Here is a 25,558-nt window from a genome sequence, read left to right as displayed (position 1 = left end):
GGTCGAACCCGATGGGTGTGCCTCGCCACCTCCGCAGGCGCCAGCGAGAAGCGCCGAGAGGAGCAGGCCGGGAGAGTACTTCATGGTGCGACAAGCATACCGTGCCCCAGCCGACAGGGGCACGCGGGTTCGCGGGGCTCGCGTCGGGGCGCGAGCGCCGTGCGAGGCAGGTCGCCGGGGAGGGCGCTGTTCCCGCGCCGGCCGGAGGGCGGGAGGCCACATGATGGGCTGGAATATCCGATAGATGCGCTTCGAGCGCGCTTCTCGCCGTGTCCTGGCCTGCGGTTCGTGGCGGGGCTCGAGCGCCGGCTGCGGCCTGCCATCTCTTGATTCTCGAGAACGCGTTTGCTCCTCTTGGCCCCTCCACTCGAACGATGCCTCCGCGCGGCACACAACTCTCGGCGCCGAGCCACAGCGCCGCTGCTGGCTCCTTCCTGTCGATTCTCGTTTTCGCCGACGAGCTCGCGCCCGGCGCAGCGAGCCGCCTCCGCGCCGAGGTGCTCGCCGGCGTCCCGCTGGACGGCGTTGACGCCCGCGGCCCTGCCGAGAAGCTCCCCGAGCTCCTGAAGGCCGCCGTCGAGCTGACCCGCGTCGACGATCTCGGGCTTCGCCTTGCGAAGGCGGCGGACCCGCGCCGCTTCGGGGTCGTCACCTATGCTGCTTCCACGAGCCCCACGCTTCGCGCCGCCTACGAGCGGACCGCTCGCTACCTCGTGCTCTGGAACGAAGGAGTCCGCCTCGAGCTCGAGCGCGATCGCGCGGCGCGCCTCACGTCGATCGTGCTCCGGCCCCAGGGGAAGACGGCCATGGCCGCTCCGGAAGGCCGTCGCCAGCTCGCAGAGCTGGGCAGCGCGACGATGCTGATGCTCGGCCGATCCTTCATCGGCGCGCCGATCTCTCCGGTGCGCGTCGAGCTCGCGTCCTCGGCCCCGGCCGACGTGCGGCCTCACCAGCGCCTGTTCGCCGCGCCGATCGCCTGGAGCGCGCCGGTGCCGCGGCTGATCTTCGATGACGCCGTGCTCGACCAGCCGCTTCCGCAGCACGACGCCGTGCTCCAGGAGCTCGTCTCCCGCTCTGCGGAGGCGCTCCTCGCCGCCCTGGCGACGAGGGAGACCTGGTGCGCGAGGACGCGGGAGGCGATCGCCTCCCTCCTGCGCGACGGCTCGCCCGACATCGCCCGCGTCGCGAAGTCGCTGGGGACGAGCCGGCGCACGCTCCAGCGCAGGCTCACGGGCGAGGGCCAGACCTTCGAGTCGGTGCTCGATCAGGTGCGATACGAGATGGCGGCGGGCTTCCTCGCCGACGAGCAGCGATCGATCGCCGACGTCGCGTGGCTCGTCGGGTTCCGCGAGCTCAGCGCCTTTTACCGGGCGTTCCGGCGGTGGAGCGGCCGCACGCCGGCCGAGTACCGCGCTTCGCTGGCGCCAGGCACCACGGCACAGCCGCGTCCCGACAAGGCGCCGGCGCGCCGGGTTCCCTAGGGCGCCGGGCCCGCGCGCGGGCTCGATCCCCGGCAGCGCGCGGCCTCTGGCGAGATCGCAGGACACCGTGCGCTTGGCGTCGCGTGCCACCTTTCTGGCACGTCCGGACAATGTGCGCCGTCGAGCAAGGCGCTAGGGTCGAGTCATCAAGGCCGCCACGCTGCGCCCCAGCGGACGATCCGCGCGCGCGCCGCTTCGACAAGAGCCTTACCACAAGCGGTCCGGCGAGCGCGCTCGCCGCAACCCTCCAGGGAGCCCCCATGGCAACGCACAGCCTCACCCTTCCCGGCCACGGCCAACTCGATGTCACCGTCGACGCATACGGCGCCGGACACCCGTTCCTGCTGCTGCACGGCGGCGCCGGTCCCCAGTCCGTGGCCGGCTTCGCCAGGACCCTTGCCGAACGCAACCACGCCCGGGTGATCGTTCCCATTCATCCTGGCTTCGACGGGACCCACCGCCCGCAATGGCTGACCACCATCGCTGGCCTCGCCCAGCTCTACCGCGCCCTGCTCGATCAGCTCGATCTCGTCGATGTCACCGTGATCGGCAGCTCCATCGGCGGCTGGATCGCCGCCGAGCTCGCCCTCCTGCAGAGCCAGCGCATCAGCAGCACCATCCTCGTCGATGCGGTCGGCATCGATGTCGCCGGCCAGCCCGTCGCCGACATCTTCTCTCTCACCCTGGCCGAGCTGGCCGAGCGCAGCTATCACAACCCCGAATCGTTCCGCATCGACCCGGCCAGCCTCAGCGACGCCCAGCGCGCCGCCATGGCCGCCAACCGGGCCACCCTGCGCACCTACGGCGGCACCATGACCGATCCGACCCTGCGCCCACGGCTGGCCGCCATCTCCCAGCCCACACTCGTCCTCTGGGGCGACAGCGACGGCATCTGCACCCCCGACTATGGCCGCGCCTACGCCGCCGCCATCCCCGGCGCCCGCTTTGCGTTGCTCCCCAACGCCGGTCACCTCCCCCAGATCGAAGCCCCCGAACCCCTCCGCAAGCTCGTCTGGGACTTCGCCGAATCCCACGCCACCCACCGACCCGCCGGTCGCTGACCGAAGGTCACGCCCGCGTCCATCCAAGGTGCCCGGGAACGGCGCGGTCGGGCGCCGGCCGGTCCCTTGAGATTCCTGCGGTCCGTGGAAGGTGGAAGACGCTTGCCGCATCGCCCCGGCTACACAGCGGCGAGCCCGGTAGCGCCCTGGGGCAAGCGGCCTACCGGCGGGCCCAGCGAGGTCAGCGCGCCGCTCGGCTCGATCCGGTAGCCGTGGACGACGGCCGGGCCCGCGCCTGTGAAGGGCGGCACGCTGAACCCGTCGGGGCTCAGCACGTAGAGGAAGTCGTCGCCCATGCTCACGGCGCAATCGAGGGCCAGCCCGCTCGTGAACGCCGCCTGCTCCGTCGCGCTCAGCGGCCCCACCGGCGTCAGGCTGCCGCTCCTGTCGACGCGGAGGGCGGTGACAGAGCGAGAGCCCGCCGACGTGATGAACGCGAACGTCGAGGGGCCGGCGGTCGCGGTCGCCACCCAGCACGCCGCGGTCGTGAAGATGCGTTGCTCCGCGATGAGCCGCATTTCCCCGGTGGGGGCGACGCTGTAGCGCGAGACCGAGCTGTCGCCGGTCAACGACAGATTCGAGAGGATGACGTGGCCGCGCCGATCGAACGTGAAGCCGAACGGCGCCTGGCCGGCCTTCACCACGTCCTGCCGGCGGACCGGCCCGGGCATCCCGTGGTCGTCGACCGTGACGGTCTCGAGGCTCCCCATCGGCTCGCCGTCCCCGCGGCTCGCGATCACAAGGACATCGCCCGTCCGGTTGAACGCGATGGTGGCGAACCCGGAGCCGCTCAGCGAGCGCGAGGCGCCGGCGAGCATCGTCAGCTCTCCCGTGTGGCCGACCCGGTATCCCTGGATGCTCTTGCTGTCCGCGTTCGCGACGTAGAGCACGCCCTCGTGCAGCGCGAGGGAGACCGGGCGCGCGCCGTTCGAGGAGACGAGGCCGACCCGCTGGAGCTCCCCGCCTCGGCGGACGACGAACGAGGAGATCGTGTCGCTCCCTGCATTGACGGCAAAGAGCATGCGCCCGTCCCGGCTGACGACCAGGGCGCTCTGGGACTCGAGGATCGGGAAGCCGAGCGGAGGGTTCGGGGCGTGGCCGTTCCCGCCTGTCGGGTAGGAGGCCCCCGGGGAGAGCGTGCCGTCGCCCGCCCGGTGGAACACCTGGATGGCATTCGGGGTCGCGTTCGTCATCACGTAGACCGCGCGTCGATCGTTCTTCGCATCGTTATGCATGATTCGATTCCTTGAGTTGAGCGTGGATGGATATAGTGGAATGGGCCCGTGAGCCTCAGAGCACGCCGATACCGGCCGGGCTCCCGCCGGGGCCGAAGCGCTCCTCAGGCGCCCTGTCGCCGTCGACGGTCCTCGGGAGCCCGCCGTATTCGCCGATCTTGGTGAGGCCGCCGTCGTCCTCGATCCGCCAGGCACCCACCTTGCCGGAGCCCGGCAGGACGTCGTAGAGGAACCTGCCATCGGGGCTGATGCCGAGATCGAGCGGCGTCGAGCCCTGCTGGCTCGCGCCGGCGGTGCCCGCGCGCTCGTCGGTGAGGCCGGCCTGCTCGTCGAGCACGGTCAGGCTGCCGTCGTCGCCGATACGGAAGCTCGAGACGGTGCCCGAGGTATAATTCGCGGTGAACGCGAACTCCCCGTTGTTCTCGAGCCAGCACGGATCGAGCTGGCTCACCTTCGCGTTCCGCGTGATCGGCGTGAGCGTGCCGTCCGCATTGATCTGAAACGATCCGGCCGCGCCGGCGAGGTCATCGCCGCCCACGAACATGGCCGTGAGCAGGTGCCCGGCCGCGTCGAACGAGAACCCGAACGGACCGTCGTTGTCGAGTTCGGTCTGCGTGAACGTCTGCGCGAGCTGGCCGTCATCGAGCACGTCGAACACGAGCACCCGGCTCGGGCCGGTCGGGGTCACGCCGCCGATCAGGCCGGCGGCGGGCCCGTCCTTGATCGTGATGACGAGCTTCCTCCCGTCCGGCGTGAAGGACGCCTGCGCCGGGTTGAACAGCGTGTCCGGCGGGCTGGCCTGGTTCGCGGCGAGCAGCCGGGTCGAGCCCGGCATCGGCGTGAGCTTCCCCTTGTCGTTCAGGCGGAAGCCGGTGACGCTCCCCTCGCCGGCGCCGTTCAGCGCATAGACGAGATCGCCGTGGTGGGTCACGCTGTTCGGGAAGCCCGGCCCGGCGCCATCGCTGGTGGGCTGGACGTCGGTGACCTCGAGGGTGTCCTTTCCGACGCGAAGCACGGAGAGCGTGTCGCTGCCGGCGTTCGTGACAAGGAGGAATGCCCGGTCCTGGCTGAGCACCATCGAATGGGACGAGCCGAGACCATCGCCGGCGAAGCGCGCCGAGGGCCCGGACCCCTGACCGCCGGTGTCGACGTGATCGGCGAGCTCGAGCGATCCATCGGCGAACCTGCGGTACACGGCGACCTGGTTGGCAGGTTCGCCGGCGTCGTGCGTGTTGTTATGGTTCGTCCCCACGAACACGAATCCGACGGCGCTCTGGCCGTCCGCGGAGCTCTCGGGTTCACCCCCGCAGGCGCTCAGACAGGCCGACGCGAGGGATACGAACAACAGGGCGCCAACTGATTTTCTCATAGCTGCCTCTCCATCCTCTGATGTATTGCGCTGTCCGCGACGCGCCATCCGCGCATTGAGGCCGTCGTGCGGCGTCCACGGGCGAGCCCATGTCCGGATACGGCTGCATGCTTCGGCGATCGGCGCACCGCCCCGCTCATGTCGAGCGGTGCCCAGTCCTACGGCGAAGGCGCCGAGCGGTTTCTGGGCGAGCTCGATCTTTCAGATCGAGGCGGCCACGGGGGCGGGATGTGGGAGCGGGAACGAAGGACGTCGATGGAAGCGGCCGGACTACATGTCCTGGACGACCGCGGCCTTCTGCTTCAGCGCGCGGGCATCGCGCAGCGGCGAGTTGCCGAACATGCGCGAATACTCGCGGCTGAACTGCGAGGCGCTCGTGTAGCCGACCTGGAACGCCGAGACCTCGGCGCCCACGCCCTCTTCGACCATCAGGCGGCGCGCCTCGAGCAGGCGCAGGCGCTTCTGGTACTGCAGCGGGCTCATCGCGGTGGCCTCCTTGAACCGCTTGAAGAACGCCGCCCGGCTCATCCCTGCGGCGCGCGCGAGCGCGGCGATGTCGACGTCCTCGTCGAGCGACGCCTGCAGGTGATAGACCGCCTCGGCGATGCGGTGCGCCTGGCTGCCCGCGCGCACGAGCTGCCGGATCGCCGGGCCGTCGGGGCCTTTCAGCAGGTGAAAGGTCAGCTCCTTCCTCACGAGCGGCGCGAGCACGGCCGCGTCGTCGGGCGTCGCGAGCAGCGCGCCCAGCCGGAGCGCGGCGTCGAGCATGCGGTCGGTCGCCTTGCCGATGAAGATCGCGCGCCCCGGGTTCTCGCCGCCGTCCGGCCGGGCGCCGTCGAGCTGCGCCGCGACCTCGCGCAGCAGGGCCGCGTCGAAGTCCATCTTCAGGCCCAGAAGCGGCTGCGCCGCCGACACGCCCATCACCCGGCTCGTCACAGGCAGGTCGATCGGGCTGACGATGTAGTGCGGCTCCCGCTCGCGAAAGACCTGCCGCTCGAGCAGGATCTCCTTCGTGCCCTGCACGACGATGCAGAACGACGCGCGCCAGTGCCGCTTCGCGCGTTGCTGCGGGCGCGAGACTTTGATGCAAGAAATCCCGGGCACCGGCGAGGCGTGCACGCCGTCGCTGGGGCACCAGCGCGAGATGAGGTTCTTCAGCTCGTCGCTCCCGGGGATCACGGTGGCAGCCTAGCCCCGCGTAGACGATCGGGCAAGAACTGGAGACGGCCGTGTATTTCGCGGTTGCCGCGGCGGTGCCATGGTGGATCGCGAACCAAGGAGAGGTTTCCTATGCGCATCTTCCTCACGGGAGCCAGCGGCTTCATCGGATCTTCCATCGTCCCCGAGCTCGCCCGCGCCGGCCACCGCGCGCTCGGTCTCGCGCGCTCGGACGCGTCCGCCGAGAGGCTCGCCGCCGCCGGCGTCGACGTGCACCGCGGCTCGCTCACGGATCTCGATAGCCTGCGTCGCGGCGCCGCCGCGTGCGACGGGGTGATCCACTGCGCGTTCTCGCACGACGACTTCACCGACTACGCCGGTAACTGCGAGAAGGACCGGGGCGCGATCGAGGCGCTCGGCGGCGCGCTCGCCGGCTCCGGACGCCCGCTCGTCATCGCCTCCGGCATCGCGCGCTTCGCGCCGGGCCGGGTCGCCACCGAGGACGAGGCGCCCGACGCGTCGGCCGGTGGCCTGCGGGCCGCCTCCGAGCAGCTCGCCCTCTCGTTCGCGAGCCGCGGCGTGCGCGTGTCCTCGCTGCGGCTGCCGCCGTCGGTCCACGATGATGGCGACCACGGGTTCGTCCCGATGCTGATCGAGATCGCGCGCAAGACCGGGCGCTCCGGGTACGTCGGTGGCGGCGAGAACCGGTGGCCCGCGGTGCATCGGCTCGACGCTGCGCGGCTGTTCGTCCTCGCGCTCGAGAAGGCGCCGGCCGGCGCGCGACTCCACGCGATCGGCGACGAGGGCATCCCGACCCGCGACATCGCCGGCGTGATCGGCCGCAAGCTCGGCGTGCCTGTCGAATCCGTCCCCAAGGAGCACTTCGGCTGGCTCGGCGGGTTCTTCGCGCTCGACACCCCCGCGTCGAGCGCGCTCACGCAGGCGCGGTTCGGCTGGAAGCCCGAGAAGGCGGGGCTGCTCGCCGACCTCGAGCACGGCACGTACTTCGCGCGCGCATCCACCTGATGCTTCGTTACATGCTGCGGCGCTTCCCCGAGCTCTCCGCGCGTCGCCGGCACCACCCCCGATTTCTCCATTCCGACCGTGGCTAGCTGGAACAGCTCGTCACTCGCTCCGGGCTTGGCGCGCGTTTTGATGATGCAGGCTGCAGGCTGCAGGCAGGCTGCTGCTTCAGCATCGGTGGTCGGGAAGGCTCGTCCTCGCCGCTCGAGCGTGCACACGTCCGGCGATTCCAGATCGACGCCCCCGCACAGATGAAGCCGACAAGGATGGGATAGACGGCGCAGCGTTCGACGAGACCGACGAGGACGTTGGCCCCCGAGCTGGCGACCGAGAGGAAGGCCACCATCGAGGCGAGCCCGAACACGCCGAGGACGACCATAACCCTCCCGGCTTTCGGAGTGACTCCGATTTGCTGGCGCTGGCGCCCAAGAAGGATCACGAGCACGTTGCCTCCGACGATGGACGCGAAGGCGCCCAGGCCGTGACAGTCGACTGCGCCGTCGGGCGGCTCTCCGGAACCGGGGTTGAACGCCAGCAAGACGCCGCCAAGCGCCACGAGGGCTCCCAGGACGAGCGCTGCCCAGCGGCGCCAGCTTCGCAGGCCCTTGAGCGCGGCGACACCGATGAAGAACAGGATCCCGAAGAGGAAGAACCCGGTGTTCATGACCCACGCGAGCGGAGAGTTCATGAACTGCCCAAGCGCCTCGAGGGGGCCACGGACTCCCAGGTTGCTGATGTAGTGATGCGTGTAGCTGTAGGGAGGATCCGTCCATGCCGCGGCGGCGATGAACTCGGCGAGGAAGAAGATCACCGCCCCGGCGACGAGCACCGCGCCGGCGGGGCGACGTTGCATCATCTGGTTCGCCTCGGGCGCGGGGCTCGCGCGCTCCCTTCGTTCGGAGCTGGAAGTGGGGTTGTTCTCGGTCATGGTCGGGTCCTCTCGGTTGTCGGGCGCGAGGCTCAGCGAAACAGAGACATGTCGATGGCCTCCGAACAGCCTGCACCGTCGCGCTCAAGACCACCAAGACATTGATTGCAACGGTTTCAGATCCTATAGGTCTGAAACCATGGAGCTACGCCACCTGCGGTACTTCATCGCCGTCGCGGAAGCGGAGCACTTCGGAAGGGCGGCCGAGCAGCTGCACGTCTCGCAGTCGCCCTTGAGCCGGCAAATCGCTCAGCTCGAAGAGGAGATCGGCGTCGAGCTCTTCGTGCCCTCGGGACGCGGGGTGAAGCTGTCCGCCGCCGGCCGGAGTTTCCTCGAAGGTGCGCGCGCGACCCTGGCTCGCGCCGCGCTCGCGGACGCCCGCGCGACGGCGCAAGGCCGTATCGGGACGGTCGTGGTCGGATTCGACGGCGCCCTGGCCGACACCCTCCTGCTGCCGGAGATCATGCAGACGTTCCGCGCGCGTCATCCGCGCGTCGAGGTGCGCCTTCGGCCGCTGTCGAGCGAGGAGCAGGTCGCCGCGCTGCGCGATGGCAAGATCTCCGTCGGGTACGGGTACCATTCGCCGGAAGACAACCCGCTCTTTCGCTTCCGCGTGCTGTATCGCGAGCGCGTCGGCGTCGTGATGTCGAAGAGCCATCGCCTCGCTGCACGGCGCTCACTCAGGGTCGCGGACCTGAAGCAGGAGCGCTTTCTCTGGCCTCCGCGCAACGAGGGCCCGCGCCTCCACGACGACATCATCGCCGCCTTCCGAGCGCGTGATCCTACGCTCGATCTCGCCCACGAGGAGGTCAGCAGCGATGTGATCCTCATGCTCGTGGCGAGCGGCGAAGGTCTCAGCTTGTTTCCCGAGAGCGCCGCGTCGACGCTCCTTGCCGGAGTGGTGTTCAAGCGGGTTCGGGACCTCGACGTCGTCGTCCTTGGCCGCTCGGTGTGGCGCGCCATGGACGACAAGGACCCGCTCGTGCGGTCGCTCCTCGAGATCACGAATTCGGTGCATGGATCCTCACGGTAGGCGTGCGCTATCGCGCGCACCGGTTGTCCGTGGCTCTACGGAATCGGCAGGGCAACCCTCGACTTACAGCGCCCTGCTGGGGCAACAATACCTATGGCCAGATCGGCACCGGCGGCTCCGGCAGCGCGCCTCAGGGATCGCCCGTCCAGGTCCCGGGATTGCCCGCGATCAAGGCGATCTCCGCCGGCGGTTACCACTCGCTGGCGCTCGACGCGTCGGGCTCCGTGTGGGCCTGGGGCCAGAACAGCTACGGTCAGATCGGGACGGGCAGCGCCAGCAGCGTGCCCCAGGCGACGCCGGTGCAGGTCCCGGGGCTGCCCCCGATCAAGGCCATCTCCGCCGGCGCGTCGCACTCGATGGCGCTCGACACGAGCGGCGTGATCTGGGTCTGGGGCGCCAGCTCCTACGGGCAGATCGGCAACGGGTCGAGCGGGATCAACCAGGTGAGGCCGACGAGCGTGATCGTCCCCGGGGGCGCCGCGGCGATCTCCGCGGGCTGGCACCACTCGCTGGCCGTGAGCACGGGCGGCTCCGTGTGGTCCTGGGGGCGCAACAACTATGGGCAGATCGGGAACGGCACCTCCGGGACCACGAACCGGACGACGCCCTACCAGGTCGCTCTCGGCGGCACGGCCGCCGCGGTCGCCGCCGGTCTGCCAGGCGTGGACCTGGGGCTCCAACAGCAATGCCCAGCTCGGCAGCGGCGGCGCGGACGCCGTCCGGCACCCGACGCCCGCGTCCGCGTGGACACGGATCAGCTACTTTGACAGCGACATGGATGGATACGGCGATCCGTGGTCGCCCGTGACGGAGTCGTGCACGGACCCGGTAACGCCGGGGTACGCCGCGAACGACGCCGATTGCGACGACTTCGACCCATCCATCAACCCGGACGCCCCGGAGCTGTGCAACGGGCTCGACGACAATTGCAACAGCGTCGCGGACGAGGGCGTGCGCTCGTCGCCATCGCGCCCAGGGCGCTGCTGCCCTATGTCGTCCCCGGCACCACGACGCCGTACCACGGGTATGCCCCCTTCGTGATGGACGGCCCCACCAGGAGGCCACATGCCTACGGGAACGGAATCATCCTGGGGAAGGTGCCCTGTAGCAACTGGCTCGGGGGCACGGCTCCCGCGGGTTACCAGAACGGCAGCGACGGGCACGTATCTGGAGTCGCCATCGAGCACTTTCCTGGCATCGGCGACCCCGAAAACAAGACCGCCTGCCCGGCCGCTTCGAGCCAGACAACGCTCGATCCATATGCCGTTTATTCCGTGAAGGTCTTCGTCAAGCAGGCCCCCTGCCCGGCACCTTCCACGGCGCAGTGCCGCTCGGTCGGCTACGCGATCCAGAGGACGGGGGCTGTCTTTGGCGCCACGCTCCTCATCAGGGGCGGGGAAGACACTGTCTTCCTCGACAACTCCCAGCCCGAGCCGTCCGGCCCTGTTTTTGGCGGCGGGCCCACCATCGTGCCGCGCGGCTGGAGCAGGCTGCTGGTCGCGGGCCAGTCCAGCTGGTTCATCGCGCACGCGTTCACCAATCCAGGGACCGACTGGTCCTTCCAGGTCAGGAACCTGCAGCTCAGCGTGAGCAATTCGGCGCCGGCCTGGTGGACGAGTCCGTGAGGACCTACCAGGTCCCACTTTTTTGCTGTCTCGAAATCGTTCCCTTCTTGCCGAAGAACGGGATCGAGATGAGCAGGTCCGTCGTCAAGAATCGCTCGATTTCGGAATCGTAGATCCTGCCCTTCAGGTTCACGAGCCCGAGCTCGTCGTCGCTCTCGTACCCGGTGAGCCCCTGCATCGTCTCGCTGGAGAACGACGCAGGCGGGCGCTCCCCGGCGCGGCGCGCTGGCCGGGGCCAAGACCCCCGCTTCCTCGTCCGGATCATCGTACCCGGCACGAGCGCCGCGCAACGCAGCCTCCTCGGTCGTCATCTCGGGTAACGGGTAGGCCCCTCTCGGCTTGCTCCCGGCATTCCCATGGCGTCCTCATCCAAACGGCGAAACCTCCTCATCTCGCGCGGCTGGGTCCAGGCGACGGCCCTCGTCTTCCTGCTCGGGTTCTTCGTGCTCGGCCTGCTCGCCTACCGCACCTACGCGGCACAGCCACCCATCCCCGCCCGGGTGGTCGACCCTGGGGGGCGCATTCTGTTCACGGGCGACGACGTGCTCACGGGTCAGGAGCTGTTCCTGCGCAACGGGCTCATGGAATACGGATCCGTCTTCGGCCACGGCGCCTACCTCGGCCCGGATTTCACCGCCGATTACCTCCGTCGGGCCGCCTCCCACGCCGCCTCTCGCCACGGCGGCGCGGGCTCGGCGGAGGCGCTCGCGCGCACCGTCGGCGATTTTCGTCGAAACCGCTATGATCCCGCGACAGGGACGCTGGTCTTCACCGACGCCCAGGCAGAGGCCTTCGAGCTGCTGAAGGATCACTATCGCAGCTTCTTCGCCCAGCCCAGCGGCAAGCACGGCCTGCGCTCCGGCCTCTTCTCGGACGCGCGCGAGCTCTCGCAGCTCACCTCGTTCTTCGCCTGGACGGCCTGGACCGCCGCGGCGGAGCGACCCGGAGAGGCCTACTCGTACACCAACAACTGGCCTCCAGAGCCGCTCGTCCGGAACCAGCCCACGGGCGAGCTGGTGGTATGGAGCGTGCTCTCGCTCATCGCGCTCCTCGGCGGGACCGGCTTGCTCTTCGCGGCCTTCGGGCGATGGCGCTTCCTCGGTTGGCACGGGCGGGAAGGGCACCGGCTCAGCTTCCGCCAGCCGGGCGAGGTCGCCTTGACCCCAGCCCAGCGCGCGACGGCGTGGTTCTTCCTGGTCATGGCGCTGCTGTTCACCCTCCAGTCCGTCCTCGGAGGCGCCACGCAGCATTATCGCGCCGAGCTGTCCAGCTTCTTCGGCATCAACCTGGCCGGGGCCTTCCCCTTCAACCTGGTGCGCACGTGGCACCTGCAGCTCGCCATCTTCTGGGTCACGGTCTCCTATCTCGGCGCGGGCATCTTCATCGCGCCCATGATCAGCGGGCGCGAGCCGAGAGGCCAGAGCTGGCTCGCCTATGGTCTGCTCGGGGCGCTCGTCATCGTCGTCGCGGGAAGCCTCCTCGGCGAGCTCCTCGCCATCCACGGCGCGTCGGACAGCATCTGGTTCGCGCTCGAAGGGTTCGAGTACCTCGATCTGGGCCGCTTCTGGCAGGTGCTCCTGACGCTCGGCCTGTTCTCCTGGGTGGCGCTGCTCTTCCGCGTGCTCCGGGGTCGGCTCGCCGTCGAGCACCGGGGCAACATGCCCTGGCTCTTCTTCTTCGCCGCGCTGGCCATCCCGGCCTTCTACGCCGTGGGCCTCCTCGCGCACCCGCGGGCAAACTTCACGAGCACCGACTTCTGGCGCTTCTGGGTGGTGCACCTCTGGGTGGAGGACTTCCTCGAGCTGTTCACCACGCTCATGGTGGCCTATCTCTTCGTCCTGCTCGGGGTGGTGGCCGAGGCGATCGCGCTGCGGCTCATCTACCTGGAGATCATCCTCTATTCGGCGGGCGGGGTGATCGGCACCATGCACCATCTGTACTTCTCCGGCACGCCCGTGGAGCACATGGCGCTCGGCGCCTTCTTCTCGGCCGCGGAGGTGATCCCGTTGACCTTCCTCACGGCGGAGGCGTGGACCTTCCTCCGCCTGGGGATCGTGCAAGGCGAACAGTCGACGAAGCCCTTCCCGCATCGGTGGGCGATCATGTTCCTGGTGGCCGTGGGGTTCTGGAACTTCCTGGGGGCCGGGATCTTCGGGTTCCTGATCAACTTGCCGATCGTGTCCTATTACGAGATCGGCACCGCGCTGACCGCCAACCACGGGCACGCCTCGATGATGGGCGTTTATGGCATGCTGGCCGCCGGGCTCGCGCTCTTCGCGCTGCGCTACCTGATGCCCGCCGCGCAGTGGTCCGACAGGGCGGCCAAGATCAGCTTCTGGTCGCTGAACGTCGGGCTCGCGTGGATGGTCTTTGCCACGCTGTTCCCGCTCGGGCTCATGCAGCTCCACCACGCGGTGAGCTACGGGTACTTCGAGGCTCGAGAGCTCCAGTACCTGACGAACCCCACGAACCGCCTCATGGAGTGGATGCGCCTGCCGGGCGATGTGCTCTTCATCCTCGGCGGCACCCTGCCGCTCCTCTTCCTCGCCTGCCGCGGCGTCCGCCATCGCGCTCCGCAGCTCGCGGGAGCAGGGGCCCAGGACGTACTCTTCACCGAGGTCGAGGCGCCGCCGGACAGCGCCGAGAGGGCAGATCCCTCGGGCGCGGGGCAGGTCGAGCTCCCGTGAGCGTCGCGCCGGAGGCGCTGCTCGGCGCCGGATGAAGGGCGTTCTCCGAGAAGGGACATGCTTCATAGAGAGGAGGTCACACGATGACCGAGAGTCTGAAGAAGCCGAAGGCAGGCAAAGGGCGGCCCGAGATGGACGAGGCCGGGCGCTTCCATTCATTGCTCGTCCCCGTCGATCTGACGGCCATCTCGGACCGCGTGCTCGGCCGCGTCGCACGTCTGCCTCTGGCCGACCGAGCTCGCGTCACGCTGCTTCACGTCGTTCCCGGCAACCTCCCCGCCAGAGCTAAAGACCGCGCCGAGCGGGATGCCAGAAAATCACTCGTGAGCGAGGCGCGGCATCTCGCGAGCGCGCTAGCCGAGGGCGTCGACGTCGAACCGGTGGTGAAGGTCGGCAGCTCGGCCGCGGAGATCGCAGGCTGCGCGACCTCGACGGGGGCCGAGCTCATCGTCATGGGTCGCGGCGGCAGCCGCGCGCTCCGGGACATCTTTCTCGGCTCGACCGCGGAGCGTGTCATCCGCCGCGGGCAGCTCCCGGTCCTGGCGGTCCGGCTGGCTCCTCGCGCGGCGTACAGCCGGCCCGCGGTCGCCCTCGATCTCGAGCAAGGATCCACGGATGTGCTCGCTCTGATGCTCCGGCTGATTCCGACCCCGCCGCCGCGTGTCATGGTGATCCATGCGTTCGACACTCCCTATCGCGGAGCCATCTACCGCAGCCTCTCGGAGGAGGACGCGGAGGCATGGAGCAGCGAGCTCGAGCAAACAGCTACACAGCAGCTCGTGAAGCTGCTCGCTGCCTCGCTTGCGCGGGCGAAGGTGCGGCCAGCGGAGGCGCCGCCCTGGAAGATGCATGTTCGATGCGGCTCCGCGCGGCGCGTGATCGAGAAGGCAGTCAAGAAGGCAGACAGCGACCTCCTGGTGCTCGGCACCCGCGGCTATTCCGGGGTCGCTCACGCCTTCCTCGGAACGGTCGCTGGAGACGTGCTGCGTGAGGTCGCCAGCGACGTGCTGATCGTGCCTGCTCGGCCACGCGCCGAGGAGCCCGAATGAGGCTGCATCCTGCTGGCCTCACCCCAGCCGTCGGCAGGAGCGCGGTGAGCACGCCGACCACCGCGGCGCCGCCGGCCTTCGCGGCTGCGCGAGGATGTCGGTCAGGTAGAGCTCGCCCTGCCACAGATCCTGCGATTCCAGATCGACGTCCCCGCACAGAGGAAGCCGACCAGGATGGGATAGACGGCGCAGCGCTCGACGAGGCCGATGAGGACATTGGCCCCCGAGCTGGCGACCGCGAGGAAGGCCACCATCGAGGCGAGCCCGAACACGCCGAGGGCGACCATGGCCCTCCCGGCCTTCGGAGTGACTCCGATCTGTTGGCGCTGGCGTCCAAGGAAGATCACGAGCACGTTGCCTCCGACGATGGACGCGAAGGCGCCCAGGCCGTGATAGTCGATTGCGCCGTCGGGCGGCTCTCCGGAACCGGGGTTGAACGCCAGCAAGACGCCGCCAAGCGCCACGAGAGCTCCCAGGATGAGCGCTGCCCAGCGGCGCCAGCTCCGCAGGCCCTCGAGCGCGGCGACACCGATGAAGAACATGATCCCGAAGAGGAAGAACCCGGTGTTCATGACCCAGGCGAGCGGCGAGTTCATGAACTGGCCAAGCGCCTCGAGGGGGCCACGGACCCCCAGGTTGCTGATGTAGTGATGCGTGTAGCTGTAGGGAGGATCCGTCCACGCCGCGGCGGCGATGAGCTCGGCGAGGAAGAAGATCACGGCCCCGGCAACGAGCGCCGCGCCGGCGGGGCGACCTTGCATCATCGGGTTCGCCTCGGGGTGAGCCGCCGGGCCTCTCTCGTGTCGCAGCATGTTGAACAGCCTGCGCCGTCGCGTTCAAGGCCACCAGGACATTGATCGCAACGGTTTCAGACCCTATAGGTCTGAAACATGGAGCTACGTCACCTGCGGTACTTCGTCGCCGTCGCGGAAGCGGAGCACTTCGGAAGGGCGGCCGAGCAGCTTCACGTCTCGCAGTCGCCCTTGAGCCGGCAAATCGCGCAGCTCGAAGAGGAGATCGGCGTCGAGCTCTTCGTGCCCTCTGGACGCGGGGTGAAGCTGTCCGCCGCCGGCCGGAGCTTCCTCGAAGGCGCGCGCGCGACCCTGGCTCGCGCCGCGCTCGCGGTCGAGGACGCCCGCGCGACGGCGCAAGGCCGTATCGGGACGATCGTGGTCGGATTCGACGGCGCCCTGGCCGACGCCCTCCTGCTGCCGGGGATCGTGCAGACGTTCCGCGCGCGTCACCCGCGCGTCGAGGTACGCCTTCGGCCGCTGCCGAGCGAGGAGCAGGTCGCCGCGCTGCGCGACGGCAAGATCTCGGTCGGGTACGGCTATCATTCGCCGGAAGACGACCCGCTCTTCCGCTTTCGCGTGCTGTACCGCGAGCGCGTCGGCGTCGTGATGTCGAAGAGCCATCGCCTCGCGGCGCGGCGCACGCTGAGGGTCGCGGACCTGAAGCAGGAGCGCTTTCTCTGGCCTCCGCGCAAGGAGGGCCCGCGCCTCCACGACGACATCATCGCCGCCTTCCGGGCGCATGATCATCGGCTCGAGCTCGCCAACGAGGAGGCCAGCAGCGATGTGATCCTCATGCTCGTGGCGAGCGGCGAAGGTCTCAGCTTGTTTCCCGAGAGCGCCGCGTCGACGCTCCTTGCCGGAGTGGTGTTCAAGCGGGTTCGGGACCTCGACGTCGTCGTCCTTGGCCGCTCGGTGTGGCGCGCCATGGACGACAAGGACCCGCTCGTGCGGTCGCTCCTCGAGATCACGAATTCGGTGCATGGATCGAACCAGGCCGGACGTAGACCACCCCGCTCCGGCGGCCCGCCGTCGCTGCTGGTACGCGGATTGCTTCGAGGCTCATCATGAAAAAGCAGCAGAAGAATCAGCCGACACAAGCGACGAGCCAGCAGAAGCAGGCGGACCCGGCGGCGGAGGGAGAAGCGAAGGAGTCCTCGCCGGAGGACGAGCTCGCCGGAGGGGCGGCCAAGGGGGCGCTCGCCGGAGGCCTCCTCGGAGGCGCCGGCGGCGCGGCCGTGGGCGGCGCGGCCGGCCTGATCGGCGGCGTGCTGGGCGAGGACGAGAAATCCGGCTGGTGACCGGCATCAGCCGCCCGGTGGAATGGACGTCAATCAGAGATGGGGCACTGCTCGTAGCAGCGCCAGACCTCCGTGTTGCGGTCCGTGCCGCCGGCGAAAGACGCCTTGATCTCGTCGCAGGGCGCGTCGAGCACGCACGACGCGCGACACGCCTCGTGTTCGGAGCAGCCGGTGAGGTCGTCCTCGAGCTCGAGATTCTCGACCCCGCAGGCCTCGGCGTGCTCGACGGCATCCGCGCATGTCCCCGTTTTGCAGCCGGCCGTGAGGAGCGCGGTCGCGACGAAAATTGACGCCATGAGATAAGTCTTGCGCATGGTCCAGCTCTGCAGCTCGCAACGTGTGGATGGGGGGAGCCGGCCGGCCCATACAGCGCGGCGCCCCGGAAGCGGCCCGCCGTTGTCGCCGGCCCCTTCGCCCTGGGAAGAACGTGGGGGAGCCAGTTTGGGCACGGGCCGATGTCGATTTTTGAGTTCGAGTCTTGCTGGAATCCGGCGGAGGTTGAACCGGGGGATCGGCCCGCTCGGATGGGAAATCGGCGATAGAGCAGCTTCCTCCCACCGCTTCTACAACCAGAGCAGAGCGGCGGTCTCCCGCACAGGAGACGGGCCCAGATCGGCGTTTTCGGCGCGCAAGCGCACTCCCATGCGCTGAGCACCGAAAACGCCGAGGTGGGCGCGTATCCGAAGCGGGTGACCGTCGCTCTAGAGCGCCTTCATCGCGTCGTCGGGCAAGTCGAGATCTGCCGCCGCGAGGTTCTCGCGCAGGTGCTCGACGCTCGACGTCCCGGGGATGAGAAGGATATTCGGCGAGCGCCGCAGGAGCCACGCGAGCGCGACCTGCATCGGCGTCGCGCCGAGCCGACGCGCGACGTCGGACAGCGTCGAGGACTGGAGCGGCGAGAAGCCGCCGAGCGGGAAGAACGGCACGTACGCAATGCCCGCCGCGGCGAGGCTGTCGATCAGCGCGTCGTCCTGCCGGTGCGCGAGGTTGTACAGGTTCTGCACGCACACGATCTCGGTCATCGCGCGCCCCTCTTCCACTTGCTTCGCGGTCACGTTGCTGAGACCGATGTGGCGGACCTTGCCCTCGCGCTGCAGCTTCATGAGCGCGGAGAGCGGCGCCTCGATCGAGCCTTCCGCGGGTCCCTGCGCGTTGAACAGGATGCGCAGGTTCACGACGTCGAGCGCGTCGACGCCGAGATTCCGGAGGTTGTCGTGGACCGCGCTCATGATGTCCTCGGCGGCGAACGCCGGCTCCCAGGATCCCTGTGGGCCGCGTTTTGCGCCGACCTTCGTGGCGATCACCAGATCCCTCGGATACGGGTGCAGCGCCTCGCGGATGATCTGATTCGTGACGTGCGGCCCGTACACGTCGCTCGTGTCGATGTGATCGACGCCGCGCTTCACCGCCTCGCGCAGCACGGCGAGCGCGGCATCGCGGTCTCTCGGCGGTCCGAACACGCCCGGCCCGGCGAGCTGCATGGCTCCGTAGCCGAAGCGCTTCACCGTGCGACTGCCCATCTTGAACGTCCCGACCTTGGCTAGATTCGTCATGGCTGTCGACGGTAGGCCACGGCGGGGTGTATGATAAGGGCCTCGAATCAGCACGGCCCGTACGGAAAGGCGAACAATGGCAGTGGATCTCGACGACGTCCGAGTCTTCGCCGCGGTGGCGCGCGCCGGCGGCTTCCGCGAGGCGAGCCGCACGAGCGGCACGAGCGCGTCGAGCGCGAGCGAGGCGGTGCGCCGGCTGGAGGGCGAGCTCGGCGTTCGGCTTCTTCATCGGACGACCCGCAGCGTCGCGCCGACCGAGGCCGGCGCGCGTCTCCTCGAGCGGCTCGGTCCTGCGCTCGCCGAGATCGCAGCGGCGCTCGACGTCGTGAAGAGCTCGAGCGAAAAGCCGGCCGGCACGCTCCGGTTGAACGTCCCCGTCGTCGCCGCGCGGCTCGTGCTCCCACGGATCTTGCCGCCGTTCCTCGCCGCATATCCCGATATCCGCGTCGAGGTGACGGCGGACGACACGCTCGTCGACATCCTCGCCGCGGGCTGCGACGCAGGCATTCGTTACGAAGAGACGCTCGAGAAGGACATGATCGCGGTCCCGATCGGCCAGCGCGAGCAGCGCCTGGCGCTCGCGGCGTCGAGCGCCTACCTCGAGCGGCACGGGCGCCCGACCCATCCGCGCAAGCTCCTCGATCACGCATGTCTGCGCGGCCGCTTCCCGAACGGCGCGCTGTGCCCGTGGGAATTCGAGCGCGACGGCGAGGTCGTGAAGGTCGACCCGACCGGCCCGCTCGTCGGCAGCCTCGGGAGCGCGACGGACCTCCTCGTGGACGCAGCGATCGCGGGCACCGGTCTCATCTACTGGTTCGAGGACTGGCTGCACCCGCACCTCGAGAGCGGCGCCCTGAAGCCGGTCCTGGAGCGCTGGTGGTCGCGTTTCTCGGGCCCCTTTCTTTATTATCCGAGCCGCCGCCACATGCCCGCGGCGCTTCGCGCGTTCGTGGACTTCATCCGCGCGGACAGCAAATAGTCATGGTGGGGGCATGGGAAAGAAGTGCTCGACGAACGACGTGGGCGAGACGTTTGTTCTACGACGCGACGCGCGCCGCTTCGGCCTGCGCCGCCGTTCCGGGATCTCGCCGGCAAGAGCGGCACATGCTCCCACCGGGGCCGCCGGAGGATGCTCCGCCTGCGCCCCGCGGACTGCGCCCGGTCAATCAAGGGGCAACGCCCTCGCGGCCGAGCTCCCCGTGCTTCGAACGCCGCCTCCCGCCGCTCAGCGCGGCGTGCTGCTCGCCGCCGGCACCGCCGTCCGCTGCCCCGAGCCCGAGCGCGCGCCGCCCTTGATGCGCGCCTCCGTCACGACCTCGTCCCACTGCGCGTCGTACCCGTCGAAGTGGACCCGGTAGGAGCCGGGGGCGACGACGCCGGTGATGATCGCGGGCTTGTACGAGCCCTTCCACTCGACCTCGATGCGGTCGCCGACCTTCCGCGCGCCGCCCTCGCCCGAGGTGCGCTGCTCCTCTTCGCGCAGGCGCCGGGCGCTCCCCTCGTGCAGGCATTGCTCGCGGTGGCAGGCGAGGCCGGAGGCGCAGTCGTCGTCCGCGCGGCACGGAGACCCGAGCGGCGCTTTCTTTCCGCAGGCGGCGAGCGCCGCAGGCACGGCGGCCACGATCAACAGCGCTCTCAGGAAGGTAATGGCTCGAACGCGCACGACACGGCATCCCAGCAGAGCGGCCGCGGCCCGACAACAGGGATCGCAATGCTCTTGACCGGCAACGCCTCTCGACACGCGCGCGTTCCCGGCGCCCTTGCAACCATGCCCTTCGGACAGCGGCCCGCGCGCGCCCGCCGCCGCCCTCCACGCCCGAGCACCCCCGCTTCCGACGCGCCGCCCCCCTGCGTGCCGCGCCCGCCACCATCCCCGCCACGACCCGCCCCCGCCACCGGGGCCGCCCTACCAGGGCCGCCCTCTGCTATGGTCGGCCCCGCTGTGCGTCTGCTCGCCGCCCTCGCGCCCGTGGCCCTGCTCGTCGCGGCGCCGCCGCTCCTGGGCTGCGGCGGCGGCCCCGCGAAGGACGCGGGCGTGTGCGCAAGCGCGAGCGTCTGCGGCGCCGGCTACTGCGTCGCCGGGCGCTGCCGGCCGGCGAGCGCCCTCCCCGCGCCCATCGACGCGCGCCGCGTGCTGCTCCCGCCCGCCGACCTCGCCGTCCTCGTCGAGGACGACGCCGCGGCCACGCCGGGCGTCCCCGACGCCGTCGCGCTCGGGCGCGCCGGGGCCGGCGATGTCGTCCTGCTGCTCCGGTTCGCGCCGACCTTCGGCGTCGGCGCCGACATCGCGAGCGCCTTCGTCGTGCTGGAGCCGGCCCCGATGGCGCCTCCGGCCGAGCGCGCGCTCACGCTCGAGGTCGCGCGCATCCTCGAGCCGTGGCGCTCGGAGACGGCGACGTGGGGCCGGCAGCCGCGCCTGTCGATCCCGGAAGCCGCCGCCATCGCGCGGCCCCGACCGGCGACGCCGCTGCGGATCGACGTCACCTCGCTCGTGCGCGACTGGGCCAGGCGGCGCAAGGACGACCACGGCATCGCCATCCTCGCGCCGGGGAGCGACGCCGTCGGGGCGGCCTACTCGATGGGCATCTCCCAGGGCGTCGGCCCCCGCCTCGAGGTGTACGTACGGTGAGCAACGGCCAGGACGACGAGGACGACGACCTCGGCGCGCGGAACTCGCTCCCGCTTCCCCTGATCCGCCACGACCTCGGCGAGAGGAGGCCGGCCGTGCCCAGCGCGCCCTCTCTGCCCAGCGCTCCGGCCACGCCCGACGCCCCGAGCGGGGGAGCTCTTCCCGCCCCCACCACGCCGCCCGCAGGCCCTCTTCCCACCCCCACCACGCCGACCGCAGGCGCTCTGCCCGCGCCCGGCGCCTCCGCCGTCCCACGCGGCGCCCTCGCGCGCGGCCTGCTCGACGACGACGAGCCCGCCGTCACCCAGCGCTCGGCGGCGAGCGGGCGCCCCTCCGTGCTCCCCCGCACCGCGCCGCCCGTCTCGCCCGAGGAGGCCCCGCCGCCCACGCTGCTCCGGGTGAGCGACCTGCGCGTGTCGTTCGCCGCCGACGGCCGCGTCACGCGCGCCCTCGACCGCGTCTCGTTCACGGTGCCGCGCGGGCGCACCGTGGCGCTCGTCGGCGAGTCGGGCTGCGGCAAGACCGTGACCGCGCTCAGCATCCTGCGGCTCCTGCCCGCGCCCTACGCGACCATCGACGGCGGCTCGATCGAGCTCGACGGCGAGGACCTCCTCTCGCTGAGCGAGCGCGAGATGCGCGCCGTGCGCGGCGGGAAGATCGGCATGATCTTCCAGGAGCCAATGACCTCGCTGAACCCCGTGTACACGGTCAGCGCCCAGATCGCCGAGGCGATCCGGCTGCATCGGCCGATGTCCCGCGGCGACGCCCGGCTCTACGCCGTGAACCTCCTGCGCAAGGTCGGCTTTCCCGAGCCGGAGGTCCGCGCGAACAGCTACCCGCACGAGCTGTCCGGCGGGATGCGCCAGCGCGTCATGATCGCCATGGCCCTCGCGCCGGAGCCCTCGCTGCTCATCGCCGACGAGCCCACCACCGCGCTCGACACGACGACGCAGGCGCAGATCCTCGACCTCCTCGAGCGGCTCAAGGCAGAGACGTCGATGAGCCTCCTGCTCATCGCGCACGACCTCGCCGTCGTCGGCGAGCTCGCGGACGAGATCGTCGTCCTCTACGCCGGCGTCGTCGTCGAGCAAGGGCCGGCGCGCGACGTGCTCGCGGCGCCCTCGCACCCGTACACGCGCGCGCTCCTCAGGAGCATCCCGGCGCGCGGGCTCCGCCCGCACCGCGTGCGCGGCGAGCGCTCGCTCCGCCTGCCGACCATCCCGGGCGCGCTGCCCGATCTGCGCGATCCGCCGCGCGGCTGCCGCTTCCAGGACCGCTGCGAGGCCGTGTTCGACCGCTGCCGCGTTGAGGCGCCGGACCTGTACGCCGTCCCGCCCGGCGCCGGGCACCACGCGGCGCGCTGCTTCCTCCTCACGGGCCCGGGGCGCGCGGGGAACGAGGGCGCCCCGTGACGCGCGACAGCGGATCCCTGCCGCCCACCCAGCGCGACGAGCCCGGCGCCGCCGCGGCGCACCCGCAACCTGCCGCCGCGGCGCCCCCGGAAGGCGCGGAGAGCGCGCCCGGCGAGCGACCGCTCCTCCAGGCGGAGGGGCTCTCGAAGTTCTACCCGGTGCAGCGCGGCGCCTTCGCGAAGCCGTCGTTCGTGCAGGCCGTCGTCGAGGCGACCTTCCACGTCCACCGCGGCGAGACGCTCGGCCTCGTCGGCGAGTCGGGCTCCGGCAAGAGCACCCTCGGGCGCCTCGTGCTCCGGCTCATCGAGCCCACGGTTGGCCGCGTCCTCTTCGACGGCCACGACCTGAGCGCCCTGTCGAGCCGCGCGCTGAGGGCCATGCGCCGGCGGATGCAGATCGTGTTCCAGGACCCCTACGGCTCGCTCAACCCGCGCATGACGCTGCGAGAGATCGTGGGCGAGGGCATCGTCATCCACCGCCTCGCGAGGAGCCGCGACGAGGAGACCGCGATGGTCGAGGGCGCGCTCCAGAAGGTCGGCCTGCGGCCGGACATGATGGAGCGCTTCCCCCACGAGCTCTCCGGCGGCCAGCGGCAGCGGGTCGCGATCGCCCGCGCCCTCGCCGTGCGCCCGGACTTCATCGTCTGCGACGAGCCCGTGAGCGCGCTCGACCTCTCGGTGCAGGCCCAGATCGTCAACCTGCTGGAGGAGCTCCAGGACGAGCTGTCGCTCGGCCTGCTGTTCATCTCGCACGACCTCCGGGTCGTCGAGCACGTGAGCCACCGCGTCGCGGTGATGTACCTCGGCCGCATCGTGGAGATCGGCCCCACGCAGGGCGTCGCCGGCCGGCGGCACCACCCGTACACGCGCGCGCTCTTCGAGGCGACGCCGTCGATCGAGCGGGGGAGCAAGGCGCGCCGCCTGCTGCCGGGCGCGCCCGGGAGCGCGATCAACCCGCCCGACGGATGCGTGTTCCACCCTCGCTGCCGGAAGGCCGAGGAGGGCAAGTGCGACGTCGAGATCCCGCCGCTCGAGGAGCTCGTCCCCGGCAGCGGCCACCGCGTGGCGTGCTGGTACCCCGAGATCGAGTGACGGCGGCGCGCCGGCGCGTCGCGGGATGAGCCGGGCCGCCTCCGCGGCCCGCCGCGGTTGTCTCCTCGGGGCTCTTGGCCGCTGCGATCAGCGTCGCCGCGTGCGGCCTTGCGGTTCCTGCCGCGCCGTCGCCGGAGACAGCTCCGCGAGACGCGCCTCCCACCGCCGCTGGATTTGATCCGCGGGCTGCTCCGGTGAGCGGACCCGAGCAGCGGAGAGAGCCCGTCGCGCCTCTCGCCGCAACGGTGGGGCCCGGGGAGGGCGGCCGCGCGACGGAGCCATCACCCGCGCGCACGGATAGCGACGACGACGGCATTCCGGATCCGGGTGACGCATGCCCGTCCGTCTCTGGAGCGCCGTCGGACGATCCTACGAAAAATGGCTGCCCCGGAATGGTCGTTGTGACCACGCTAGGAATTCCGATCGTCCCCCTCTTGCAGTTTGACTTCGGCAAATACGCGATCCAACCTGCCAACCGTTCAACCATCGAAGAGATCGCGAAGGTGATGAGCGAGCACCCCGAGATCATTCGCGTCGCCGTTCGGAGGCACACCGACGCCAAGGAGCCGCGTCCAGGGAAGCTTGCGACGGCGAGGGCGAACGCGGTGGTCGACGCGCTCGTCAAGCTGAAGGTCGACAGGGCACGCCTTGTGGTTGAAGCCCCCGGCGCCGAAGAGCCTCTCGACACCAACAACACCGATCAAGGCCGAGCGCGTAACCGTCGCGTCGACTTCAAAATCCGCGAGCAGACGAGCTGCCCGAGCCCAGGCGCCACGTCGAGCGTGGCGGACCCCAATTGAAGAGGTCGAAGCGGTCAGGCGGTTATTCTATTGGAATCCTCACGGCGCGCGGCGGCGCCACGACGCAAAGGACGACTGGGAGTAGGTGACGAGCGCTCACGCCCGCGGTCGTGCCGCCCGGCGTCCTCCGAGACGGCCAGGGTGCACGGCGAAACGGCGGCCGCCGCTGAGGCGCTCGGCGATCTGAAAGGTCTGCGCGCCGATTCCGGCGGCCTCACGCCACAGCCTGCGGGCCGCCCCTGCCCCCGCGCATCGTCGATGCCATACGTCGATGCTCCGGCTCAGCGCGTCGTCGCTCTATCCGAGCTCGGTCCTCGAGACCCCACCTCCGGCGCGCCGCCGGCGGCGCGCCCGGCCGTTTCACTGCTCGACGCCCTCCAGCGTGTGGCAGCTGTTGCACGAGAACCCGGTGCCAGTCGCCGGGTCGTACGTGGCGACCTGCAGCTGGTCGGCCATCTGAGGCAGGACCGTCTCGAACATCCACGTGCCCCACCGCGCATACTCCGGATCCTTCGTGCGCTCGGCAAACGCCTCCTCGCTGGCGGGCAGCGCGGGGAGCTGCGGGCTCGGCATCGCGTACGACCCGTCGGCCGCGCCGCCGCCGTGACAGGTCGCGCAGTTCATCCCCTCGAACTTCGCGTCGAACGCGACGAACGTCTCCGTCATCTGCGGCAGGACGACATCCTCCATGAACGCATAGCGCTGCTCGAAGCTCATGTCCTTCCACGCGACAGGCTCCGCCTCGTCCTCACCTCCGCACGCCGCAACGACCAGGCACATCGCGATCAAGACGCGCTTCATGACCATCTTCCTTCTCCCTTCGTTGCAGCTCGTGCAGCGTCTCACCGGGCGACTCGAACCGCCCTCTCCGGTCGCGGCGGCGGCGCGCAGGGCCGCATGCCCCGAGCACCGCCGCCGTCCCCGGCGACCGCCGGCGCCATGATCGCGACCGGCTGTACCCCATAGACCCCGCTGCCCGCGGAAACTCATCGCCCAAAAGAACGAGGGGGGGTCAAAAATCGAACGTCCCCCGGCCCGACCACGCCATTGTTATCCAACACACACTCAGCCCGACCATCGCAGGCGGCGGCTGCTCCTGCAATGGCGCGGGCGCGATCCACGATCGACTGGACGAGCTCTGTCTTGCTCTTCGTGTACGCCATGGAGTCGCGGCGTCGTCGAGCCGCCGCACGGCGGCCATCATGTCGATGACCGGTTTGGCCTGCAGCCCGGGAACGGCCGAGCTCCCGATGTGCTCGAACGTGGCCCACCGGCGCTGCGCCGAGAGGACCTCGATGCGAGTCCGGAGGGCGCCCGAGGCGCGCTGTCCGA

General features: G+C 70.3%; 27 protein-coding genes. 16 read left to right on the top strand and 11 right to left on the bottom strand.

The genetic code is table 11. The features are described 5' to 3' along the window. Positions 1-374: 374 nt before the first annotated feature. Entirely contained in the window at positions 375-1,481 is a 1,107-nt protein-coding gene (locus WMF19_RS48705) for an AraC family transcriptional regulator ligand-binding domain-containing protein (protein ID WP_437896594.1), read from the top strand. 260 nt (positions 1,482-1,741) lie between these two features. Continuing rightward, positions 1,742-2,542: an alpha/beta fold hydrolase gene (locus WMF19_RS48700; RefSeq protein WP_437896593.1), complete on the top strand. Its 801-nt coding sequence runs from the start codon at positions 1,742-1,744 to the stop codon at positions 2,540-2,542. Between the two features lie 119 nt (positions 2,543-2,661). Here WMF19_RS48700 and WMF19_RS48695 read toward each other — a convergent pair whose 3' ends face one another. The 3 genes from WMF19_RS48695 to WMF19_RS48685 form a co-directional block, all read right to left on the bottom strand. Beyond that, a complete protein-coding gene (locus WMF19_RS48695) occupies positions 2,662-3,777 on the bottom strand; it encodes a lactonase family protein (protein ID WP_437896592.1) in 1,116 nt (371 codons plus the stop codon). Between the two features lie 55 nt (positions 3,778-3,832). Continuing rightward, positions 3,833-5,146, bottom strand: a complete 1,314-nt coding sequence (locus WMF19_RS48690; RefSeq protein ID WP_437896591.1) for a lactonase family protein — start codon at positions 5,144-5,146, stop codon at positions 3,833-3,835. Positions 5,147-5,416: 270 nt separating this feature from the next. Next, positions 5,417-6,325: an AraC family transcriptional regulator gene (locus WMF19_RS48685; RefSeq protein WP_437896590.1), complete on the bottom strand. Its 909-nt coding sequence runs from the start codon at positions 6,323-6,325 to the stop codon at positions 5,417-5,419. Positions 6,326-6,436: 111 nt separating this feature from the next. Between WMF19_RS48685 and WMF19_RS48680 the strand changes: the two genes are divergently transcribed. Further along, a complete protein-coding gene (locus WMF19_RS48680; RefSeq protein ID WP_437896589.1) occupies positions 6,437-7,330 on the top strand; it encodes an SDR family oxidoreductase in 894 nt (297 codons plus the stop codon). A gap of 82 nt (positions 7,331-7,412) precedes the next feature. On the opposite strand, the gene WMF19_RS48675 is transcribed toward WMF19_RS48680, so the two are convergent. After that, positions 7,413-8,255, bottom strand: a complete 843-nt coding sequence (locus WMF19_RS48675) for a DUF998 domain-containing protein (protein ID WP_437896588.1) — start codon at positions 8,253-8,255, stop codon at positions 7,413-7,415. Positions 8,256-8,394: 139 nt separating this feature from the next. On the opposite strand from WMF19_RS48675, the gene WMF19_RS48670 reads away from it, so the two are divergent. Genes WMF19_RS48670 through WMF19_RS48655 form a run of 4 tightly spaced genes read left to right on the top strand, consistent with a single transcriptional unit; the run spans position 8,395 to position 10,913 of the window. After that, positions 8,395-9,288, top strand: coding sequence for a LysR family transcriptional regulator (locus WMF19_RS48670; RefSeq protein ID WP_437896587.1), 894 nt, complete (start codon positions 8,395-8,397; stop codon positions 9,286-9,288). 29 nt (positions 9,289-9,317) lie between these two features. Then, complete coding sequence (locus WMF19_RS48665) at positions 9,318-10,055, top strand: RCC1 domain-containing protein (protein ID WP_437896586.1); 738 nt, start codon at positions 9,318-9,320, stop codon at positions 10,053-10,055. 7 nt (positions 10,056-10,062) lie between these two features. Further along, positions 10,063-10,329, top strand: coding sequence for a putative metal-binding motif-containing protein (locus tag WMF19_RS48660; RefSeq protein WP_437896585.1), 267 nt, complete (start codon positions 10,063-10,065; stop codon positions 10,327-10,329). Further along, entirely contained in the window at positions 10,215-10,913 is a 699-nt protein-coding gene (locus tag WMF19_RS48655) for a hypothetical protein (protein WP_437901795.1), read from the top strand. The genes WMF19_RS48660 and WMF19_RS48655 overlap by 115 nt, the downstream gene beginning before the upstream one ends. Before the next feature lie 4 nt (positions 10,914-10,917). Here the strand turns inward: WMF19_RS48655 and WMF19_RS48650 are convergent, their stop codons facing one another. After that, the gene (locus WMF19_RS48650; protein WP_437896584.1) at positions 10,918-11,178 is read right to left on the bottom strand and encodes a hypothetical protein; all 261 of its coding nucleotides are present in this window, start codon (positions 11,176-11,178) and stop codon (positions 10,918-10,920) included. Between the two features lie 91 nt (positions 11,179-11,269). On the opposite strand from WMF19_RS48650, the gene WMF19_RS48645 reads away from it, so the two are divergent. Next, complete coding sequence (locus tag WMF19_RS48645) at positions 11,270-13,600, top strand: nitric-oxide reductase large subunit (RefSeq protein WP_437896583.1); 2,331 nt, start codon at positions 11,270-11,272, stop codon at positions 13,598-13,600. Between the two features lie 83 nt (positions 13,601-13,683). Beyond that, positions 13,684-14,649, top strand: coding sequence for a universal stress protein (locus WMF19_RS48640; protein WP_437896582.1), 966 nt, complete (start codon positions 13,684-13,686; stop codon positions 14,647-14,649). 101 nt (positions 14,650-14,750) lie between these two features. Here the strand turns inward: WMF19_RS48640 and WMF19_RS48635 are convergent, their stop codons facing one another. Next, a complete protein-coding gene (locus tag WMF19_RS48635; protein ID WP_437896581.1) occupies positions 14,751-15,461 on the bottom strand; it encodes a DUF998 domain-containing protein in 711 nt (236 codons plus the stop codon). Positions 15,462-15,539: 78 nt separating this feature from the next. On the opposite strand from WMF19_RS48635, the gene WMF19_RS48630 reads away from it, so the two are divergent. Both WMF19_RS48630 and WMF19_RS48625 read left to right on the top strand, forming a co-directional pair. After that, positions 15,540-16,511 carry a LysR family transcriptional regulator gene (locus WMF19_RS48630; RefSeq protein ID WP_437896580.1) on the top strand — a complete coding sequence of 324 codons (972 nt, stop codon included), beginning with the start codon at positions 15,540-15,542 and terminating at the stop codon, positions 16,509-16,511. Next, positions 16,508-16,741, top strand: a complete 234-nt coding sequence (locus tag WMF19_RS48625; protein ID WP_437896579.1) for a hypothetical protein — start codon at positions 16,508-16,510, stop codon at positions 16,739-16,741. The genes WMF19_RS48630 and WMF19_RS48625 overlap by 4 nt, the downstream gene beginning before the upstream one ends. A 29-nt stretch (positions 16,742-16,770) precedes the next feature. Here the strand turns inward: WMF19_RS48625 and WMF19_RS48620 are convergent, their stop codons facing one another. Both WMF19_RS48620 and WMF19_RS48615 read right to left on the bottom strand, forming a co-directional pair. Beyond that, entirely contained in the window at positions 16,771-17,055 is a 285-nt protein-coding gene (locus WMF19_RS48620) for a hypothetical protein (protein ID WP_437896578.1), read from the bottom strand. 387 nt (positions 17,056-17,442) lie between these two features. After that, positions 17,443-18,294, bottom strand: a complete 852-nt coding sequence (locus WMF19_RS48615) for an aldo/keto reductase family oxidoreductase (RefSeq protein ID WP_437896577.1) — start codon at positions 18,292-18,294, stop codon at positions 17,443-17,445. Positions 18,295-18,370: 76 nt separating this feature from the next. On the opposite strand from WMF19_RS48615, the gene WMF19_RS48610 reads away from it, so the two are divergent. After that, on the top strand, positions 18,371-19,273 hold the full coding sequence (locus WMF19_RS48610; RefSeq protein ID WP_437896576.1) for a LysR family transcriptional regulator: 903 nt from the start codon (positions 18,371-18,373) through the stop codon (positions 19,271-19,273). Between the two features lie 246 nt (positions 19,274-19,519). Here the strand turns inward: WMF19_RS48610 and WMF19_RS48605 are convergent, their stop codons facing one another. Beyond that, positions 19,520-19,957 (bottom strand): hypothetical protein, encoded by a 438-nt coding sequence (locus WMF19_RS48605; RefSeq protein ID WP_437896575.1) that lies wholly within the window; start codon positions 19,955-19,957, stop codon positions 19,520-19,522. A 264-nt stretch (positions 19,958-20,221) separates the two neighbouring features. Here WMF19_RS48605 and WMF19_RS48600 point away from each other — a divergent pair, with 264 nt between their 5' ends. From WMF19_RS48600 to WMF19_RS48585, 4 genes are all read left to right on the top strand, one after another. Further along, on the top strand, positions 20,222-20,923 hold the full coding sequence (locus WMF19_RS48600; protein WP_437896574.1) for a DNRLRE domain-containing protein: 702 nt from the start codon (positions 20,222-20,224) through the stop codon (positions 20,921-20,923). Beyond that, positions 20,920-22,335, top strand: coding sequence for an oligopeptide/dipeptide ABC transporter ATP-binding protein (locus tag WMF19_RS48595; protein ID WP_437896573.1), 1,416 nt, complete (start codon positions 20,920-20,922; stop codon positions 22,333-22,335). Before WMF19_RS48600 ends, WMF19_RS48595 begins: the two co-directional genes overlap by 4 nt. Continuing rightward, complete coding sequence (locus WMF19_RS48590; protein WP_437896572.1) at positions 22,332-23,426, top strand: ABC transporter ATP-binding protein; 1,095 nt, start codon at positions 22,332-22,334, stop codon at positions 23,424-23,426. The genes WMF19_RS48595 and WMF19_RS48590 overlap by 4 nt, the downstream gene beginning before the upstream one ends. Positions 23,427-23,818: 392 nt before the next feature. After that, on the top strand, positions 23,819-24,226 hold the full coding sequence (locus WMF19_RS48585; protein ID WP_437896571.1) for an OmpA family protein: 408 nt from the start codon (positions 23,819-23,821) through the stop codon (positions 24,224-24,226). A gap of 360 nt (positions 24,227-24,586) precedes the next feature. On the opposite strand, the gene WMF19_RS48580 is transcribed toward WMF19_RS48585, so the two are convergent. After that, positions 24,587-25,027, bottom strand: a complete 441-nt coding sequence (locus tag WMF19_RS48580) for a hypothetical protein (RefSeq protein WP_437797048.1) — start codon at positions 25,025-25,027, stop codon at positions 24,587-24,589. 211 nt (positions 25,028-25,238) lie between these two features. Beyond that, on the bottom strand, positions 25,239-25,523 hold the full coding sequence (locus tag WMF19_RS48575; protein ID WP_437901762.1) for a GrpB family protein: 285 nt from the start codon (positions 25,521-25,523) through the stop codon (positions 25,239-25,241). Between the last annotated feature and the right edge of the window lie 35 nt (positions 25,524-25,558).

Source organism: Sorangium sp. So ce124 (assembly GCF_051525235.1).
Taxonomy (GTDB): domain Bacteria; phylum Myxococcota_A; class Polyangia; order Polyangiales; family Polyangiaceae; genus Sorangium; species Sorangium atrum.
This window is presented reverse-complemented; position numbering and strand designations above follow the sequence as displayed.

Excerpts from the sequence above, each read along its gene's own strand:
- WMF19_RS48705 (WP_437896594.1), top strand. The coding sequence starts at position 375 with ATGCCTCCGCGCGGCACACAACTCTCGGCGCCGAGCCACAGCGCCGCT.
- WMF19_RS48700 (WP_437896593.1), top strand. The coding sequence starts at position 1,742 with ATGGCAACGCACAGCCTCACCCTTCCCGGCCACGGCCAACTCGATGTC.
- WMF19_RS48695 (WP_437896592.1), bottom strand. The coding sequence starts at position 3,777 with ATGCATAACGATGCGAAGAACGATCGACGCGCGGTCTACGTGATGACG.
- WMF19_RS48690 (WP_437896591.1), bottom strand. The coding sequence starts at position 5,146 with ATGAGAAAATCAGTTGGCGCCCTGTTGTTCGTATCCCTCGCGTCGGCC.
- WMF19_RS48680 (WP_437896589.1), top strand. The coding sequence starts at position 6,437 with ATGCGCATCTTCCTCACGGGAGCCAGCGGCTTCATCGGATCTTCCATC.
- WMF19_RS48675 (WP_437896588.1), bottom strand. The coding sequence starts at position 8,255 with ATGACCGAGAACAACCCCACTTCCAGCTCCGAACGAAGGGAGCGCGCG.
- WMF19_RS48670 (WP_437896587.1), top strand. The coding sequence starts at position 8,395 with ATGGAGCTACGCCACCTGCGGTACTTCATCGCCGTCGCGGAAGCGGAG.
- WMF19_RS48660 (WP_437896585.1), top strand. The coding sequence starts at position 10,063 with ATGGATGGATACGGCGATCCGTGGTCGCCCGTGACGGAGTCGTGCACG.
- WMF19_RS48650 (WP_437896584.1), bottom strand. The coding sequence starts at position 11,178 with ATGATCCGGACGAGGAAGCGGGGGTCTTGGCCCCGGCCAGCGCGCCGC.
- WMF19_RS48645 (WP_437896583.1), top strand. The coding sequence starts at position 11,270 with ATGGCGTCCTCATCCAAACGGCGAAACCTCCTCATCTCGCGCGGCTGG.
- WMF19_RS48640 (WP_437896582.1), top strand. The coding sequence starts at position 13,684 with ATGACCGAGAGTCTGAAGAAGCCGAAGGCAGGCAAAGGGCGGCCCGAG.
- WMF19_RS48635 (WP_437896581.1), bottom strand. The coding sequence starts at position 15,461 with ATGCTGCGACACGAGAGAGGCCCGGCGGCTCACCCCGAGGCGAACCCG.
- WMF19_RS48630 (WP_437896580.1), top strand. The coding sequence starts at position 15,540 with ATGGAGCTACGTCACCTGCGGTACTTCGTCGCCGTCGCGGAAGCGGAG.
- WMF19_RS48625 (WP_437896579.1), top strand. The coding sequence starts at position 16,508 with ATGAAAAAGCAGCAGAAGAATCAGCCGACACAAGCGACGAGCCAGCAG.
- WMF19_RS48620 (WP_437896578.1), bottom strand. The coding sequence starts at position 17,055 with ATGCGCAAGACTTATCTCATGGCGTCAATTTTCGTCGCGACCGCGCTC.
- WMF19_RS48615 (WP_437896577.1), bottom strand. The coding sequence starts at position 18,294 with ATGACGAATCTAGCCAAGGTCGGGACGTTCAAGATGGGCAGTCGCACG.
- WMF19_RS48610 (WP_437896576.1), top strand. The coding sequence starts at position 18,371 with ATGGCAGTGGATCTCGACGACGTCCGAGTCTTCGCCGCGGTGGCGCGC.
- WMF19_RS48600 (WP_437896574.1), top strand. The coding sequence starts at position 20,222 with ATGGTCGGCCCCGCTGTGCGTCTGCTCGCCGCCCTCGCGCCCGTGGCC.
- WMF19_RS48585 (WP_437896571.1), top strand. The coding sequence starts at position 23,819 with ATGGTCGTTGTGACCACGCTAGGAATTCCGATCGTCCCCCTCTTGCAG.
- WMF19_RS48580 (WP_437797048.1), bottom strand. The coding sequence starts at position 25,027 with ATGAAGCGCGTCTTGATCGCGATGTGCCTGGTCGTTGCGGCGTGCGGA.